Origin of the sequence: Corallococcus sp. AB032C (genome assembly GCF_003668935.1) — a bacterium.
Lineage (GTDB): Bacteria > Myxococcota > Myxococcia > Myxococcales > Myxococcaceae > Corallococcus > Corallococcus exiguus.
Genome location: NZ_RAWP01000026.1, coordinates 40058 through 56393, shown reverse-complemented (window position 1 = coordinate 56393; position 16336 = coordinate 40058). Strand labels below are relative to the sequence as shown.

13 protein-coding genes and 1 pseudogene are annotated in these 16336 nt (G+C 69.5%); 6 read left to right on the top strand and 8 right to left on the bottom strand.

Annotated features, from left to right (window positions below):
- Positions 1-279: 279 nt before the first annotated feature.
- Positions 280-717 carry a DoxX family protein gene (locus D7X99_RS14100; protein WP_120577140.1) on the top strand — a complete coding sequence of 146 codons (438 nt, stop codon included), beginning with the start codon at positions 280-282 and terminating at the stop codon, positions 715-717.
- A gap of 22 nt (positions 718-739) precedes the next feature.
- On the opposite strand, the gene D7X99_RS14095 is transcribed toward D7X99_RS14100, so the two are convergent.
- From D7X99_RS14095 to D7X99_RS14075, 5 genes are all read right to left on the bottom strand, one after another.
- On the bottom strand, positions 740-1648 hold the full coding sequence (locus tag D7X99_RS14095) for a metallophosphoesterase (protein WP_121778261.1): 909 nt from the start codon (positions 1646-1648) through the stop codon (positions 740-742).
- 225 nt (positions 1649-1873) lie between these two features.
- Positions 1874-3421 (bottom strand): hypothetical protein, encoded by a 1548-nt coding sequence (locus D7X99_RS14090; RefSeq protein ID WP_121778260.1) that lies wholly within the window; start codon positions 3419-3421, stop codon positions 1874-1876.
- 203 nt (positions 3422-3624) lie between these two features.
- Positions 3625-4110, bottom strand: coding sequence for a hypothetical protein (locus tag D7X99_RS14085; protein ID WP_121778259.1), 486 nt, complete (start codon positions 4108-4110; stop codon positions 3625-3627).
- 47 nt (positions 4111-4157) lie between these two features.
- Complete coding sequence (locus tag D7X99_RS14080; RefSeq protein WP_120560878.1) at positions 4158-4535, bottom strand: response regulator transcription factor; 378 nt, start codon at positions 4533-4535, stop codon at positions 4158-4160.
- A 180-nt stretch (positions 4536-4715) separates the two neighbouring features.
- Positions 4716-5168: a Fur family transcriptional regulator gene (locus tag D7X99_RS14075; RefSeq protein ID WP_120527796.1), complete on the bottom strand. Its 453-nt coding sequence runs from the start codon at positions 5166-5168 to the stop codon at positions 4716-4718.
- 275 nt (positions 5169-5443) lie between these two features.
- On the opposite strand from D7X99_RS14075, the gene D7X99_RS14070 reads away from it, so the two are divergent.
- Complete coding sequence (locus D7X99_RS14070; protein WP_121778258.1) at positions 5444-7417, top strand: ATP-binding protein; 1974 nt, start codon at positions 5444-5446, stop codon at positions 7415-7417.
- Positions 7418-7511: 94 nt separating this feature from the next.
- Positions 7512-7922: a hypothetical protein gene (locus D7X99_RS14065; protein ID WP_120577135.1), complete on the top strand. Its 411-nt coding sequence runs from the start codon at positions 7512-7514 to the stop codon at positions 7920-7922.
- On the opposite strand, the gene D7X99_RS14060 is transcribed toward D7X99_RS14065, so the two are convergent.
- The 3 genes from D7X99_RS14060 to D7X99_RS14050 form a co-directional block, all read right to left on the bottom strand.
- Positions 7864-9507: an ATP-binding protein gene (locus tag D7X99_RS14060; RefSeq protein WP_121778257.1), complete on the bottom strand. Its 1644-nt coding sequence runs from the start codon at positions 9505-9507 to the stop codon at positions 7864-7866. The genes D7X99_RS14065 and D7X99_RS14060 overlap by 59 nt on opposite strands.
- A gap of 125 nt (positions 9508-9632) precedes the next feature.
- A complete protein-coding gene (locus D7X99_RS14055; RefSeq protein ID WP_121778256.1) occupies positions 9633-10793 on the bottom strand; it encodes a hypothetical protein in 1161 nt (386 codons plus the stop codon).
- Positions 10790-11311, bottom strand: a complete 522-nt coding sequence (locus D7X99_RS14050) for a hypothetical protein (protein WP_121778255.1) — start codon at positions 11309-11311, stop codon at positions 10790-10792. The genes D7X99_RS14055 and D7X99_RS14050 overlap by 4 nt, the downstream gene beginning before the upstream one ends.
- Positions 11312-11434: 123 nt before the next feature.
- Between D7X99_RS14050 and D7X99_RS14045 the strand changes: the two are divergent.
- The 3 genes and pseudogenes from D7X99_RS14045 to D7X99_RS14035 all read left to right on the top strand — a co-directional run bounded on the left by D7X99_RS14045 (position 11435) and on the right by D7X99_RS14035 (position 16317).
- Positions 11435-12804 (top strand): annotated as a pseudogene (locus D7X99_RS14045) (hypothetical protein).
- The gene (locus D7X99_RS14040) at positions 12794-14989 is read left to right on the top strand and encodes a hypothetical protein (protein WP_121778254.1); all 2196 of its coding nucleotides are present in this window, start codon (positions 12794-12796) and stop codon (positions 14987-14989) included. Before D7X99_RS14045 ends, D7X99_RS14040 begins: the two are co-directional and overlap by 11 nt.
- Positions 14986-16317 carry a hypothetical protein gene (locus D7X99_RS14035; protein WP_121778253.1) on the top strand — a complete coding sequence of 444 codons (1332 nt, stop codon included), beginning with the start codon at positions 14986-14988 and terminating at the stop codon, positions 16315-16317. The genes D7X99_RS14040 and D7X99_RS14035 overlap by 4 nt, the downstream gene beginning before the upstream one ends.
- Positions 16318-16336: the final 19 nt, after the last annotated feature.

Below are 16336 nucleotides of genomic sequence, written 5' to 3'. Positions count from 1 at the left end.
CCGGGGCGGTGGGCACGAGGAGCAGCGCGGCGCTCAGGAGGGCCAGGGTGGGGGTTCTCAAGGCGTGGCCACCCTAGCGTCCCCCCATCCCGGCGCAGTGCGGCGTGTTGTCGCAGCCCGCCGGTGCGTCACCCTGGGAACGGACCGACTGTCCACCCGCCAGGAGAGCGGGCAGGGGAGCGGGGGACAGCTGTCCGCCCGCCCATCCGTGCCTATCTGGAGAATGACACCGACCCGTCCGCGTTGAGGGAGGACACGCTGGAGGCATGGAGGTCATTCATGGGGCTGCTCGCACCGCTGGGACGGCTGCTGTTCTCGGTCATCTTTATCACCAGCGGGCTCAATCACTTCATCCAGCTCCAGGCCCTCACGGCCTACGCCCAGGCGTCCGGGGTGCCCGACCCGCGCACGGCGGTGCTGGTGTCCGGCGGAGTGCTGGTGGTGGGGGGCCTGTGCGTCCTGCTGGGCGCCTTCGCCCGCCTGGGCGCGGCCATGCTCGCGGTGTTCCTGGTGGCGTCCGCCTTCATGGTCCATCACTTCTGGAAGATGGATGACCCCGTCCAGGCGCAGAACAACCTCATCCACTTCATGAAGAACCTCTCCATGGCGGGAGGCGCCCTGCTCATCGTCTACTTCGGGCCCGGCCCCTTCAGCCTGTCGCGCAAGAAGCGCGAGAACGCCCTGGGCGGCATGAAGCTGGGCACGCCCCTTCGCTGAAGGGGCGCGCTGTCACCGTGGATCAGGTCGCCCTGACGTGGGCGGCCTGCTGCGTGCGCAGGGTGAAGAAGGCGACCTCCGGCGTGCTGCCCCGGCGCAGGTACGGCCCGCCGAAGCCGAAGCCCAGCCCCTGGTTCACGTACAGGTGGTTGCCATTCACGCGGTAGTGGCCGCGGATGTACGGCTGGCCCGCGCGGCGGAAGAGGGCCTCCGTGAGGCCCCGGACGATGAACTGCCCGCCGTGGGTGTGCCCGGAGAACTGCACCAGCCCCGAGTGCGCGGGCAGCTTCTCCGCGGTGGGAGGCGTGTGGGCCAGCACCAGCCGCGTGCCGGACGTGGGCGCGCCTCGGAAGGTGGCCTCCACGTCCTCCTTGCCGGTGAGCCCGTCGTCGATGCCCAGCACCGTCAAGGGCGCGCCCTTCACGTTCACCACGCGGTGCTCGTTCTGGAGCACCGTGTAGCCCAGCGCCTCGAAGGACATGCGCAGGTAGGGCGCGTCCACCCAGTGGTCGTGGTTGCCCATCACCACGAAGACGGGGCCGTTGAGCCCCTGCAGCAGCTGGCGCACGCGCGGCAGCGGCTTGGGGCTGTGCGTGACGTAGTCGCCCGTGAGGAACACCAGGTCCGGCGCGGCCTCGTTCACCGCGGCCACCGCGCGGCGGATGCGCACGTCGCTGGTCGCCTGGCCCACGTGCACGTCCGACAGCTGCGCGATGCGCAGGCCGTCATGCTCCGGGTGGATGCTGTCCAGCTGGAGCAGGTGCTCGGTGAGGACGAAGTGATCCCTCCAGCGCAGGCGCCGGTCCGGCCGGAAGGGGTCGGGGCCTCGCGCCTGGAGCTCGTTGCGACCGTGGGGTTCCACCGCCTCGGAGATGGCGAGGGAGGCGGCGGCACCAGCGGCGTGACGGCGGCGGGCGAGTCTCAGGCGCATGCGTTCGGATTCCTCCGGCGGGGCGAGGCGATTGTAGAGAGCAGTCCGGGGGGCCGTGAAGCCCGGGGGCCCGGCCCGCCTGCCCCCTTGCACGAAGGCACGGGGGCGGAAGCAGAACCGAGCCTCCTTCCAGAACATTTCCCGCGCCTTCCAGGCAACCATCACCCCCCCCGTGGCGCCGGGTGCGACATGCGCACCGCCCCGGCGTCAGGGTGGGAGTCCTGCTCAGTGGCCGCGCAGGACGGTCAGGCCTTCCGACGTCAGCACCAGCAACATGCCGGAGGTGCCGGAGCCGTCGTACACGAGCTGGAGGACCTTGTTGCCGCGCACGTCCGCCACCTTCTCCACCGTCTTGGACGGGGTCAGCCGGTAGAGGCCTCCCGTGTTGGTGCCGATGAAGAGCGAGCCGTCATTCGTGGAGGCCAGCGCGTTGATGCCGCCGAGCGCCGGCACGTCCGCGCCGACGCGGGTGCCCTTCTGGAAGGGGTTGGTGGCGGAGAGGATGGTCATCTCCCACAGCCCCAGGTCCTTGCTGCCCAGGTAGTACTTCTTGTCCGTGGTCTGCTGGAAGGCGCGCCAGGAATCGAAGGTCTCCTGCGAGTTGACCTCCGGGAGGTAGGAGGACTTCACCTTCTGCGGGTTGATGCCCGGCGTGGTGGTGTCGTCCCAGTTCTCCAGCTTCGTGTCGGGCGTGACGGTGCCGAAGTTCCACTCGTTCGCGATGAGCACGTCCCCGTCCGGCGAGATGCCCAGGCCGTAGGTGTAGCCGGCGTACTGGGAGCCCCGCGCGTCGAACCACACCGGGTGCCGGTGGGCGTTGTAGGTCAGGCCCCGGATGCGCGTGACGCCGTGGTTGGAGCCGAAGAAGACGTCGCCCTTGTTCGGGCCGCGCAGCACGGACGTGCAGCTGTACATGGCGCGGTCTTCGTCGAAGTGGTGGTCGTTGCTGTTGCGGATGCCCAGGCTGACGCCGTCCACCACGGTGGGGCCCGTCTGGATGAAGGGGTTGCCGTTCGCGTCCTTGTTGGCGCGGCGGGACTGGTTGATGTGGCCTTCGAGGACGACCTGGCCGCTGGCGTCCAGCTTCACCGCGTCCACGTCACCCTGCTTGTAGAACTGGAGCCGGCGCGGGCTGAACGGGAAGCAGGTGGTCTCGTTCACCGGGATTTCGCACGGCTTCGCGGTGACGATGAAGTTGGTGTGGATGTCCGGCCACTCTGGATCCACGCCCAGGTCGTCCGCGTAGTAGCCCACGTAGGCGCGGCCCGCCTCGCCGCCGCAGATGACGCTGGAGGGCTGGCCCTCCGCCGCCTGGCCCACGGGCCCTCCCACCCAGACCAGCTTCTGCGTGTCCGCGCGCACCACGCCAATGCGGTCGCCGTCCAGCACCCAGATGTTCTTGCCCAGGTCCACGCTGACCGACTTCACCCTGCCGATGCCGTAGCGGTCCGAATAGTTCGTCACCGGATCCGCGGGCCATGGATCCACCGTGCCCGCGTCCGTGCCGCCGTCGGTGCCGGCATCCGTGCCCGCGTCCGTCCCGGCGTCGGTGCCCGCGTCCGTCCCTGCATCCGTGCCGGCGTCGATGTCCGTGCCCGCGTCCGTCCCTGCGTCGGTGTCGCCCCCGGTCCCCGCATCCACCCCTGGCCTCGGGTCGACATTGTCCGTGTCATCAATGGGAGTCGTGGGCCCGTCGGACCCTCCGCAACCCCACGCCGACAGCACCATCGCCCCCACACACACGCCCAGCCCCAGCAGTCGTCGATTCACCATGGTCTCCCTACGCGCCACCTAAGCAAGCGGCGTACCCGCCCTGGAGATCAGGCTGTCCGTGCGGCATTCCCTGGAGAGAGGGCAATTTCCTTCCCAGCCAGGGCAGCGGCCGACCCTGAAGGGGCAGTAAAAAAACCGGGCCCGCTCCCCTGGTGGGAAGCGGGCCCGGTGAGAGGCATTGAAGGACCTGTCCGGCCGTCGGACTACTTCTTGGGCTTGGGCGAGGTCGCCTTCAGCTCCAGCGCGACGGAGTCATCCCCGTCCAGCTGGAACTTCGCGCGCACCTTGGCGCCCTCCGGCAGGTCGCTCACCTTCGCCGGCTGGTCGTCCAGGGTCACCTTCGTCTTGTCGCGCACCTCCAGCTTCACCTCCGGCAGCGTGTCCTTGCGCGCCAGGGTGATGTCGTCGTCGTCCTTGGCCTTCACGGTGCCTTCCAGGTCGAAGGCGTGATTCTCCTTCCACACGCCCGTCTGCGCCGCGGCCTCCTTGGAGGTCGGCGCGCCCACGACGCTCTTCGCGGCGTCACCGATGGCGGGGCCCACCTGCTGGGCCTCGATGCCCGTGGACCGGCGGCCATGCTGATGCGAGCTGGGCGCGCTCGGCGCAGGGTTCTCCGGCGTGCCGGTGGGTTCCTGCGCGAAGGCAGTCGTTCCCAGACACAGCACTGCCGCGATGATGAGCTTCTTCATGGTCCGCTTCCTTTCGTGGATGGGTTTCGTGTCCCCGTGCTCGATGTTCAGACGGGCAGGCAGAGCTGCTTCACGGTGGTGAGCAGCGCGGACAGGTCCAGCGGCTTGCGCAGGTAGCCCGCCACGCCCATGCCATCCACCGTGTCGCGCACGTCCAGGTCCGCGCTGGCCACCACCACCGGGATGTCCGAGCACGCGCGCTCGTGGCGCAGCGCCTCGCGGAACGCGACGCCGTCCATGCGCGGCATCATCAGGTCCAGGAGGATGAGCTGTGGCCGGGGCTCCGACGAGCGCAGCCGCTCCAGCGCCTCCAGCCCGTCCGCCGCCAGCTGCACGGCGTAGCCCTCCAGCTCCAGCGCATCCTGGAGTGCATCCCGGATGTCCATGTCGTCGTCGACGACCAGCAACGTGTGATGGGCTTCCATCCCAATCCCCCTGCGAACCCTGGAGCGCCCACGCCGTCCCCCGAGCCGGGACGGCGGGCCTCCGCTTCGCCAGGACGAATCTGTGTCCGGGGGCGGGAGAGCGGAAGCTCACTATGTAGGCGGCTGCCTACCAGTGAGCACATCCCCAGCGGGGGCTCGCCTGGCGGGCTGGAGGGGGTGCTACTCGCAGCGGTCGCAGAGACCGCGCAACTGCACTTCCACGGCGCGCTGCGACACGGCGCGGGGAACTCCCCGGGCGGTGGTGAGGCGCACGGACTCTTCAGGGAGGCAGGCGACGGTGCCGCAGTCGGTGCAGGTGAAGTGGGGGTGGTTGTTGGCGTGCTCGGTGGCGCCGGCGCGCTTGAGCTCGAAGCGCCAGACGTGGTCGCCCAGGTCGGCGCGCACGACGAGGCCGGCCTCGGTGAGGTCGGTGAGGTTGCGGTAGATGGTGACGCGGTCGTAGCCCTCGCCGCCCAGCTCCTCCACCAGGTCCGCGTGGCTCATGGGGGCGGTGGCGGTCTCCAGCTTGCGCAGCACGGCCACCCGGGGGGCGGTGCTGCGCAGCCCCGCGGCGCGAATCCGGTCCTGGAACCCGGTCAGCTTCTCCTGCGCCGTGACTTTCTTGGCACCCATGGGCGGTCGAATAACACACCGCCGCGCCCACGTCCCCCCACGCCTGTGCAAACGAAGTGTACCTGTAGCCCGGTTGTACTTGTGACGCGGCAGGCCAGCGCCAGGCCTCCCTGGTCCGTGGCCTTCCAACTTCCAACACTTCCAAAGGGTTGCCTTGACTCGGAGGCCCCCGTCACCAGACTGCGCCCTTTCCACACCCTGGTGGCGGGCCGTTGGGGTCCCACCTTCCAGAACGACCTGTCGCCCGCGCTCGTCCTCCTCCTCCAGTCCCCCCGATGAAGCCCACCCTGCTGCTCGTCGAAGCCCCGGGCTCCCACCGGGAGCTCCTGTCCCTGTCGTTCCAGGGGCAGGGTTGGCGGGTGCTGCTGGCGGCGGGGGTGGAGCCGCTGGTGCAGGCGCTGCGCGAGTCCCCTCCGGTGCACCTGGTGCTGGCGGCGGGGGCGCTGCTGGCCTCGGAGGCGGGGCGGTTGGACGCGCTGCGTGAGGCGCTGGCCGCGTCCGGTGCCTCCCTCTGGTTGGAGGCGCCACCGGCCGAGCAGGACGCCCTGCGGCGGTCGGGCCTGCCGGTGGCGGGGTTCATCGCGACCGGGATGTCGTTGGGAGCCCGGGTGGAGGCGGTGCGTCAGGCCCTGCCCAGGGAGGCGCGGGAGGCGCAAGGCCGCCAGTCCGTGCTGCGGGTGCTGGTGGTGGAGGACGACCCCGTCTACCGCAAGCTCCTGCAACTGGCGCTGGCGCCCTTCCGCTTCGAGCTCATGGAAGCGGAGGACGGGATGTTCGCGCTGGAGCTGGCGCGGCGGCACCCGCCAGACATCGTGCTGGCGGACGTGCTGATGCCCCGGCTGGACGGCTTCCGGCTGTGCCTGGCCCTGCGCCAGGACCCCAAGCTCGCGCGCGTGCCGGTCATCCTCACGCACGCCACCTCGCCGGACGAGCTGGACCTGCGCATGGCCGCCAACGTGGGGGCCAACGCCTTCGTGCGGCGCTCACAGGGGGATGACGAGCTGGTGGCCACGCTGCTGCGCGAGTCTCGCGCGGAGGGGCCCCTGCCCGCGCCCGTGCCCGGCGAGCTGTCCACGGAGACGCACCTGTACGCGATGGTGCGCCAGCTGGAGCGGCGGGTGGGGTTGCTGGAGCAGGCCGAGCGCACCGCGCGCGAGAGCGAGGAGCGCTACCGGCTGGTGGTGTCCGGCTCCTATGACGGTGTGTGGGATTGGGACGTGCGCAACCAGCGCATGTACTGGAGCCCGCGCCTCCTGGAGATGCTGGGGCTGAAGCCGGAGGACTTCCCGGGGACGTCGGAGGCCTTCCTCGCGCGGGTGCACCCGGAGGACCGGGACGCGGTGGCGTCCGCGCTGGCGCTGCACCTGGAGCAGGGCGCGCCCTACGACGTGTCCTTCCGGCTGAAGCACGAGGCCGGGGGCTACCGCTCGTGCGTGAGCCGGGGCCGGGCCATCCGCGACACGCAGGGCCGGCCGGTGCGCATGGCGGGCATCATTGGCGACGTGACGGAGCAGCTGCGGCTGTACCGCGAGGCGCGCGAGGCGGTGCGCGTGCGGGACGAGTTCCTGGCGGTGGCCGCGCACGAGTTGCGCACGCCCCTGGCCGCGCTGCGGCTGCGCGTGCAGGGCACGGCGGCGGCGCTGAAGCTCGAGCGTCAGGTGGCGCCGGAGCGGCTGGAGCGCGCGCTGGTGGCGGCGGACCGGCAGGTGCAGCGGCTGGCGGACCTGGTGGAGGGGCTGCTGGACGTGTCGCAGATGCAGAGCCACGCGCCCCGGCTGAACCTGGAGGCCGTGGACCTGGGGCAGGTGGTGCGGGACGTGGTGCTGCGCTCGGAGGAGCTGGCGTCGCGCGCGGGGTGCCTGCTGGTGGTGCGCGACGTGGCGTCCGCGGTGGGGCACTGGGACGCGCTGCGGCTGGGGCAGGTGGTGACGCACCTGCTGGTGAACGCGGTGAAGTTCGGCCCGGGCAAGCCCGTGGAGCTGGAGGTCCAGGCGGACGAGTCCACGGCCTGGCTGGTGGTGCGCGACCACGGCATCGGCATCGCGCCGGACCGGGTGGACGGCCTCTTCCGCCGCTTCGAGCGCGCCGTGCCCGCGCGCAACTACGGTGGGTTGGGGCTGGGGTTGTACCGCCTGTCTCGCATCGTGGAGGCGCACGGCGGCGAGGTGGCGGTGACGAGCACCCTGGGGCAGGGGGCGACGTTCCGGGTGCGACTGCCCCGCGCGGGGCCTCCGGTGGGCCACGCCTGACGGCCGTCCGGGCGGGCGGCACCTCTGTTGGATGATCCACATCCGGTGGACGTGAGCCGCTGTCCATCCGGGAGGAAGGACGCAACTTCCCCGCATGAAGAAGCGACCCACCGTGCTGGTGCTCAACGGGAGCGAGGATCTCATCGAGGCACTGGAGGAGGTGCTCGACGGGGTGGGCTTCCAGACGAAGGGCGTGCGCGTGCAGGACGTCATCCGCGGCCCCCTGGACTTCGCCACGCTGGTGCGGGAGACGGCGCCGGCGGTCATCGTCTACGACATCAGCGTGCCGTTCCACCTGAGCTGGCACGCGTTCCAGAAGCTGGCCGCGAATCCCGCCGCCGCGGGCATCCCCTTCGTGCTCACCACCACCAACCGCGAGGGCGCGAAGGAATACACGGGGACAGATGTCATCGAGTTGCTGTTGAAACCCTACGACATCGACCAGTTCACCCAGGCGGTGACGCTGGCGGCGAAGCGGGGGGCTGTCGAGGCAGGCGCACGGTGAAGGTGGTGCCCGCCTCCGCCGTGCTCGTCACGCTCACGGTTCCGCCGTGGGCGTGCACCACCTGACGCACGATGAAGAGGCCCAGGCCGATGCTGCGGTCCGAGCGGTCTGCCTGGTGGGGGGTGCCGCGCTCCAGGGGGGCGAAGAGGCGCGGCAGCAGCTCCGGGGAGATGGGCGCGCCCGCGTTGTGGACCTCCAGCACCACCGTGTCCACCGTCCCCAGGCTGCGCACCTGGATGGGGGCATCCGGGTCGCCGTAGGTCAGCGCGTTGCCCAGCAGGTTGCCCACCACCTGGGAGAGCCGGTCCGCATCCCAGGTTCCCGCGCCGTCGCCCGCGGAGGTGACCTGGAAGACGCGTCCGGGGGCGCGCGTCTGGGCCTCCTCGACGGCGGTCTCCACCAGGGCATGGAGGTCCGCGCCCTGGAGCTTGAGGGGGAAGTCGCCGTGGCGGACCTGGGTGAAGTCGAGCAGGTCGCGGATCATCCGCACGGCCCGTTCGGTGGCGGTGCGGATGCGGTGCACGCGCTGCTGCTGTGAGTCGTTGAGACCCGCGCGCTCCAGGAGCAGCGTGGAGGACAGCAGGACGGAGGACAGCGGGCTGCGCAGGTCGTGGCTCACGATGCCGATGAGCTGCCGCTCGAAGTCACCGCGCTGGCGTGCCTCCTGCTCCAGCTGCTTCCGGGCGGTCACGTCCCGCAGGGCGCCCACCACCTGGACGACGCGCGCGGCTTCGTCACGGACGATGAGGGCGTGCTCTTCCACTTCCCGCCAGGCGCCGTGCGCGTCGCGGAACCGGTGGCTGCCGCGCCACACGTCGCCGCCGCCTTCGATGGCTTCGCTGAAGCCGCGCTGGACGGCGGTGAGGTCCTCCGGATGGATGTGTCTCCGCCACCAGTCCAGGCGTGGCACCCGCGGGTCGTCCAGCGGGCCCAGCAGGTCCTGTCCGCCGCTGCTCCACTCCAGGGTGTCTGTCTGGGGGTTCCATTCCCAGATGGCGTCCTGGGTGGCGCGAGCGGCCAGCCGGAAGCGCTGTTCACTGTTCCAGGCGCGCAGCTCCGCGGCGCGGACCTCCTCGAGCGCGCTCTCCGCGAGGGTCCGGCGGGCCTGTTCGTCCGAAAGGTCCTGGCGGTGGGTGTCGAGCTCCTTCGTCACCCGGGTATCGCGCTGGCGCTGCTGCCGGCTCCAGTGGGCCAGACCCAGGACGCGGGCGACCAGCTCCTGGGCGCGGAAGGGCTTGAAGACGTAGTCATTGGCGCCCGCGCCCAGTCCTTCGACGACGTCCTCGGGACTCTGATGGGAAGTGAGCAGTAGGACGGGGATGCGGGCCGTGGCGGGGATGCTCCGGACGAAGGCGCAGACCTCCAGGCCGGTGAGGCCAGGCGTCTCCCGGTCCAACACGAGCACGTCCGGCGGCGTCTGGATGCCAAGCGCTTCCACCAGCACGGCCCCGTCGGGGAACACGGCGACGTCACACGCGGACGCGAGCGCGGCCTGCGTGGCCCGGGCTTCGGTGGGCGAGTCCTCCAACAGCCACACGGTGGGGCGTTGCGCCGCATCAGGGCGTGTCGTGGAGTCGGAGGGCATCGGGGGATGGACGGGGTCCTAGTGCGTCCGTTGGACACAAGTCCAGTGGCGGCGGGTCGTGGCCTCATGAAGGGGAGTTGCCCGGTGGACGTCCGGTCGCGCTGCGCGCACGCGCGTGGCTCCTGTCACGACCTGTGTCGCTCCGCTTCCCGGAAGAACTGCGTGAGCGAGTGCGTCAGCAGCGACTGGCGGGATTCCATGTAGCGGCGTGCGCGGAGGAAGGGCAGCCAGAGGCGCTGGCCGACACGCACCTGAGACTCTTCGGGGTTCTGTCGCGGAATCCACGTTCCCCCCAGGGCCGGGGCGGTGTGCGAGTCGATGAGGTCTCGCTTGTATCGCTCCGGATTCTCCACGTCTGGGGGCAGGGCGACTGGGAGCCACTCTTCCGGTTCGGGTGGCTGGAAGGCATTGAGTTCAGCGATCTTCCGCTGCCGTGCACTGATGGCGACCTCATCCGGCAGACGCGAGAGGAGCGGCGTCAGGTCCGGGTGGAAGCGGGGCTCCACTGACGCCAGCGCGGCGCTGCGCTCACGCAGGATGCGCAGCACCGTGTCGAAGTCGAGGTCGGGCCGCAGGTGGACATGCGCGCGGGCCTGGGCCACGCGCGCTTCGTCGCTGGCGAAGTCCGCGGCGGTGGGGCGCAGCACGAGGAGGACGGAGCCATTGGGGAGCTCCTCCACGCGGTGGGCGGGTGTGGACAGCACTCGCTCGCGGCCGACGGTTTCCACCAGCTTCGGGCCGAAGATGTTCAGCCAACACACCTCATAAACCTTGTCGAAGCCATCCCTCCGAGACACCTCCACTTCGCGGCCGAAGTGAGGAAACCCCGCCAACTCGCGATCAGCCATGCTGTGTGCAGAGGCTTGGTGGACCGGGTATTGCGTGGCCCATTCGTGGACCATATCCACGAACCTGCGAGAGCGTTCTACTTCCGAGAAACAAGAGGTCGGCTGTATATCCAACCAGACACTCAACTCAGCTGGCTGTGGAGAGAGCCAGAGGTCAAGACACAGCTCGACAGCAGGAGGCGCTGCTCGATAGAGCGCGACCGACGCGCTGGTCTCGTCACGTTGCTCCACCAAAGCCTTCCAGACGGACGCCCTGGTGTACTTCCGGTTCCGTGAACCCCGAACAATCTCTGGCATCCAGTCGCCGGCATGCGCCTCCAATGTCTGGATGAACGGCGCGAGTTCGGCCTCCAGGTTGCCGTGATGGGAGAAGGAACTCTCGAGCGTGAGCCGCAAGCGATCATCGATGCCCAGCTCGTGAAGACTTAGCACTTTCATTCGACCCACACCTCCACGCCCCGGGTTTTGTTTTGTGCTTTCGTTACCGCATCTCCCACCATCGTCGGATCCTTGGGCATGAGTGGGCCTCCCTCATAGACCAAGCGGACCCGTTGGACCTTCGCCGGTTGCCTGATGGGATCCCGGAGGATGTTCAGCGTCTCGCCATGGTACCGCAATGCACTGCCCGCATCCCTGGCCATCTGCATCGCAAGGATATCCCTGTCCGCGAGCCGCAAGTCCCGGCTCTTGAAGCTGAACGTCTCCACCCAAGGCGGCTGGCCAGCAGGCGGACGATCCTCGATGACGAGCACGTCCGCGAAGCGCAGGTCTGCCTTCGCCACCCCCACGTGCGTCTCGATGCGCGGCTGGTCGAAGTCCTTGAGCCACCGCCGCTGCGCCCGCGGTAGGGCCGCATCCGCTTCCAGGAGGGACACCATGGTCTGCTCGAAGGCCAGGCCCCGGGCATACCGGTGACCCGCGAGCGATCCAACAGGGCGGCCCATGACAGGCGCCATGGCGTGACACGTCTGTCCATGACCTGTCTGGCGCCCTCGGCGCAAAGCATTGGCCCGCGGCCCTGTCGGACCGAAAGGGAAGACTCTGTCCTTTTCCCTGCCGGGGCCTTCCAAGGAGACGCCATGTTCATGCGCTGGAGTTGGACCGTCGTCTTGCTGCTGCTGTTACCCGGGGCGGGAGGGGCGCAGGAGGTGGTTGCCCCGGAAGACTTTGACTCCATCGTGAGCAGGCTGGAGGAGGCCATTTCGGCCGGGTCTTCCGGAGAGGAAGGAGAGGGAGAGGCGCAGCCCGGGGAGGAGACTTCTTCGCCCGCCACGTCAGACTCGGCACCCGCATGGACGAACCTGCTGCGCGTGGACGCGGCGACGTTGACGTTGCTGCCTGGGAGGGGCGCGGGCACCGACGAAGGCTTCGTGCAGGTGGATCCGATGGTGGCCTTGGGGAAGGGGGAGTCGTTGCGCCTCATTCTCGGGGCGCCGGTGCGGCTGCGGCTGTGGGGCGGAGGCGAGGGCGCGGGCCTCGTGAGGAAGGAGGACTGGGACACGCTGTCCGACTGGGGGCAGGTGGTACGCCTCTTCATGGTGGGCGGGGACACGCCCAACTCGGTGTGGCTGGGGATGATGGAGGGCTACTCCCTCTTGTCCGGACACCTGGTGCGGCGCTACGGCAACCGCGTCAACCCCGACTCCCACCCGGCCGGCGTCATCGCGACGGGGACATTGGGGCCGGTGTACGCGGAGGCCTTCGCTTCGGACGTGCTGAGCGCTCGTCTGACGGGGGCGGAGGTGGCTCTGGACGTGCAACACGTCCTCTTCGGCCGGCCCCCTGTCCCAGGCCGCTACACGCTGGCGCTGTCGGCGGTGCATGACTGGGGGCAGGTTGGAGGCACCTCGAGGTCCATGACGCTGGCGCACCTGGACGCCCGGGCGAGGGCGGGGCCTGGGGCGCGGTGGTGGGCGTGGGCGTGGATGCGCTGACGCCGACGGTGGACATGCGCGCGCGCCTGGAAGGCCGCCTCCAGCGCGGAGGCTTCCGCCAGGGCGCTTTCGGCCCGGACTACGAGTTGGCGCGCTTCCAGGTGGCGGGCCCGGCCTCCGTACCGCTGGCGGAGGCGTCCTTCCCGGAGGGGACTTCCGCCTACGGGGAGGTGATTCTCAGCTGGGACGCGGTGCGCCTGAGTGGCATGCGCCAACGACACCTCTTCCTCTCCCTGGGGGTGGAGGCCTTCTCCTGGGGCCGGGTGGACGTGGACGGGCGGGTGGAGGTGCAACTCCTCCACCGGGACTTCACGGTGGCCGTCGGCGGACTGGCGACGGCCATGGGCCAGCCAGGTGCGCGCTACGTCGTCTCGGGAGAGGCCCGGTGGCGCTTCCTGGGGGGCAACCTCTACGCGCTGGGGCAGGGCGGCACGCTGTTGTTTCCCACGCCGGAAGGGACGCTGCTGCCGGGGGCCTTCGCGGCCATGGGGCTGGGGGTGGACAATGCGCACTGAGCGACTGCGGTGCGGCGGAGTGGGCCTGGTGCTGGCCCTGGCGCTCCTCACGGCGGGGTGCGCCTCGCGGTCCTCAAGGGCGGTCCCTGGGGGCACCCTGGCTGCCGCCTCGGGCCCAACGCCCATGGTGGCCATGGGGCGGAGTGCCGTCGCGACGCTCCCTGAGGACGACGCGCTCGAGGACTTCGACGACGAGGAGTCCACGGCCGGACCGCTCCTGCACCGCCGCCGGGCCACGCCGTCTCCCCCGAGTCCCGGTGGCGACGAGACGAGGCCCCTTCGAGGGGTGGGCGCCCTGGCAGGAGCGTGCGGGGAAGTCCCCTCGGGCTGGCCGCGCCTGGACTCGGAGGACGAGGTGCTGGCGCCCTTCCTGGCGTGCACCACGCCAGCGGCCTTCCTGGCCTTGCAGCGCCAGGTGGACATGCCCCGGCTGGTGGAGGCCCTCTCCGACTGGAACGCCGTCCGGCTGGGCGCCCTGGGCCCCCTGGAGGCCGAAGCCGCCCGCGTCCTCCTCAAGAAGCGCGCGGCCTTCCTCTCCACCGCCGTCGAGAAGCACGGCGTGGCCAAGGCGGAAGTCCTCGCCCTCTTCGTCCTGCACACCTCTCACGACGACGAGGTGCGGCAGCTGCTGCGCCTGCTGGCCGAGGACAAGCTGCTCAAGCGCGCCCTGGGGGCCATGGAGGTGGTGCGCGAGGAGTTGAAGCAGCGGGGCCTGTCCCTCAGCGACTTCCCGGAGAGGGACTTCCGCGCGGATGACATCGCACGCGGGCTGGGACGGGCCGCGGATGATGTCGCGGCCTCCATTCCCCTCGTTGGCGGAAGCCGGGACGTGGATGCGTCCGCGCTGCCCCCGCGGCTCCCACCACCCTACCGGGCCGCGTACGAGGAGGTAGAGAAGGCGCAGTACCTGGGGGCCTTCGCGCCGGGCAACGTGGCGCTGGCGTCCTTTGACTCCCTCACCTTCGGGGTGCCGCTGGGCTTCTACCACCTGGCGGCGGGGACGGCGCAGGGCGGGGCCTCCCTCGCCAAGGGCGAGTACGAGGAGGCTGCGCGGCAGTTGGCGCCCGCGGCCCTCATGGTGGGCCTGTACGCGGGAGGCAAGGGGGCGCGCGCATTCCGTGAAGCTGGCGTCTCCCAACTGGAGCGCGCTCGCCTCAAGGCGGTGGTGTCCCGCGTGGAGGCGCTGAAGGCCGTGCTGGCGAGGTTGGAGGCGCGGCTGGGAGAAAGTGCCGTGGGGGAGTTGGCCCGCTATCTCCAGCAGAACCGGGAGGCCGCCGTCTTCGTGGGGGAGTGGGGCGAGGCGGGTGCGCTGGCGCTATACGAGGCGCGAGGCAACGTCGCCCAGGCACAGGCCACGTTGGCGGTGCGGTACCGCGAGCCCCCGAGTGCCGCGTCCACCGGCGGAGGCGCAGGGAGACGGGGCGGTACCCGGCCCTTGATGCCCCCCGAGGCAGCTGGACTCCCCGTGGAAGTGGCGGAGGCGAAGTTCAAGCAACTGGAGGCGGAGTTCCCAGGAGAGCGCCTGCCGATGAACGTGGATGAACTGGTGAGGCACCGCCAGTCCCTGCGGGAAGCGGCTCCTGCCGACGTCACCGCGCAGCCACTCTGGGCCGACTACGTGGCGTACCTGGAGACGCGGGCCGCTGAAATCAAGAAAGGGATCGCGGAGAAGGGGCCGCTGAAGTGGGCGGGCTACCAACTCGTTCGCGACAGGTATGCCCGGGGCCTGGCCTTCGAGAGAAGGATGATCGCCCTGCTGGAGGCGGACGCGGCCCTGCCGCGGGCGCAGCGGCGGTGGCTCAAGGACTTCGACCAGCCGCGCATCGAGACGCACGTGGGCGTGGCGAAGGCGGACCTGCGCTTCGCGGACGTGCTCGTCATTGAAGCGGGCCCCTCGGCTGGCTCGGCGCCTCGTGTGGAGACGTTCAGCTTCAAGAGTCGGGACTTCCTTGGCCTTGATGGGGCTGCTCTGGCTGCTCAAGTGGTTGCGGACGCAAGAGCCGCACTGAAGTATTACGGTGAGACGTTGAATATCCGTAGGCCTGGGTTCGAACAGACGGCGCAAATCAAAAGGGTCCGATTGATTTACGAAGAGACCTTCAAGCCATTGGAACCTGATGCCCTTGAGCGTGCCGTGAATAGAGCTGAGAGTAGGGCAAAAGGAGTGGAGGTGCTGTTTCAATGAAGGCAATGAGTTCTCTTGAGCCGAAAGCAGGCGATCGCCTGCGATTCCTGCTGGACGGGGCACTTGGCCATCGAGCCGAATCGGACACCGAGCTCACGCCCTTCCTCGCAGCGCTGGAGTCTCACGCCGAAGGCTGGATGCCGGATGTTGTGAAGGGATCGCAACGGCGAAAATACTCGCGCGCCTCCATCAAGAAAGCGTTGGAGGAGCAGCGCGATGAGCATGGAACATCCGTCGCACTTTACCGTGCACAGCCCTCGGTTGAGTTGACGCTCGATCTCGATCTTCCTCCATCAGGAAATCAGTTGAGCTGTAGCCTTGGTGTTCAGCCCCTCTCGTTGTTTTCAGAGCGAGGGCGGTGTCTCATGTTTTTAGATATGATCAGGACCTTGGCTGCGCACTACCTGGTCGACTACGCCATGGCTCATGGCATGGCGGATCGGCAGCTCGCAGGAGCTCCGTACTTCGGTCGTGATGAAAAGGCCTCGCGAAGGGATGGCTTCGACAAGATCTACGAGGTGTTCTGGCTCAATGTCTTCGGTCCCAAGCTCGTGGAAAGCGTAGGTCGCGAACGGGTGCTCTCGACGCCTGCGCACCTCGTGGAGGAACTCCCCAACGGCTCCGTCCTCCTGGTGCTGTGGCCTACCGCCGCGGACTTCGCCAGAGACGAAGCGCGAGTGGCCCAGGCCCGCGCCCATGTCCACCTTCGGCCCGACCTCGACTTCGACACGGTGCTGCGCACGCTGAGGGAGCGTAGCGCCGCACTCGTCCCCGTCGAGCCGCGATTCCACCCGGACGTGGCTCCGTTCCTCTCGCGCCTGCCGGACGTGTTCGCCATCAGCGAGCGGCAACGGAAGATCGCCGAGCTCAACGCCTTCCAGCCTCCAGCGCCGGAGGAGTGGCTCCCAGTCGCCCTTCCCTCGGACGTGGGGAATCCGGAGCGCGTCCTCACCTCCTACGGAGACCTGGCCGAAGGACTCGTGGCCGCGCTGCACACGAAGGTGCCGTCCATCATGGACGCGACGCCCGAGTCCCTCACGGACCTGGACTTCCACTTCTGGCGGGAGAACTTTCCGGAGCGCTACAAGCGGGACCTCATCGACGGGCATACCGCCCCAGCCGTGGGGGCCTACCTGGGCGACGTGCTGGTGAAACACCTGAACGGGGAGTGGCTGCCACGGCGGAAGCTGGAGGAGTCCCAGGTGCGTGTCGGCCAGCGCGTCTGGCTGCCCTTCCTCCGCGCCCGCCGGTACATGCAGTCCCGCCAGTCGTTGCTGGACTCCTCGCTCACCCAGTTCTTCCGTGAGGCGGAGCGGCACCGGGCCTGATGGAGAGCGCTTCGCTCCA

Coding starts and splice junctions, on each gene's coding strand:
- D7X99_RS14100 (WP_120577140.1), top strand. CDS start 280: ATGGGGCTGCTCGCACCGCTGGGACGGCTGCTGTTCTCGGTCATCTTT.
- D7X99_RS14095 (WP_121778261.1), bottom strand. CDS start 1,648: ATGCGCCTGAGACTCGCCCGCCGCCGTCACGCCGCTGGTGCCGCCGCC.
- D7X99_RS14090 (WP_121778260.1), bottom strand. CDS start 3,421: ATGGTGAATCGACGACTGCTGGGGCTGGGCGTGTGTGTGGGGGCGATG.
- D7X99_RS14085 (WP_121778259.1), bottom strand. CDS start 4,110: ATGAAGAAGCTCATCATCGCGGCAGTGCTGTGTCTGGGAACGACTGCC.
- D7X99_RS14080 (WP_120560878.1), bottom strand. CDS start 4,535: ATGGAAGCCCATCACACGTTGCTGGTCGTCGACGACGACATGGACATC.
- D7X99_RS14075 (WP_120527796.1), bottom strand. CDS start 5,168: ATGGGTGCCAAGAAAGTCACGGCGCAGGAGAAGCTGACCGGGTTCCAG.
- D7X99_RS14070 (WP_121778258.1), top strand. CDS start 5,444: ATGAAGCCCACCCTGCTGCTCGTCGAAGCCCCGGGCTCCCACCGGGAG.
- D7X99_RS14065 (WP_120577135.1), top strand. CDS start 7,512: ATGAAGAAGCGACCCACCGTGCTGGTGCTCAACGGGAGCGAGGATCTC.
- D7X99_RS14060 (WP_121778257.1), bottom strand. CDS start 9,507: ATGCCCTCCGACTCCACGACACGCCCTGATGCGGCGCAACGCCCCACC.
- D7X99_RS14055 (WP_121778256.1), bottom strand. CDS start 10,793: ATGAAAGTGCTAAGTCTTCACGAGCTGGGCATCGATGATCGCTTGCGG.
- D7X99_RS14050 (WP_121778255.1), bottom strand. CDS start 11,311: ATGGCGCCTGTCATGGGCCGCCCTGTTGGATCGCTCGCGGGTCACCGG.
- D7X99_RS14040 (WP_121778254.1), top strand. CDS start 12,794: ATGCGCACTGAGCGACTGCGGTGCGGCGGAGTGGGCCTGGTGCTGGCC.
- D7X99_RS14035 (WP_121778253.1), top strand. CDS start 14,986: ATGAAGGCAATGAGTTCTCTTGAGCCGAAAGCAGGCGATCGCCTGCGA.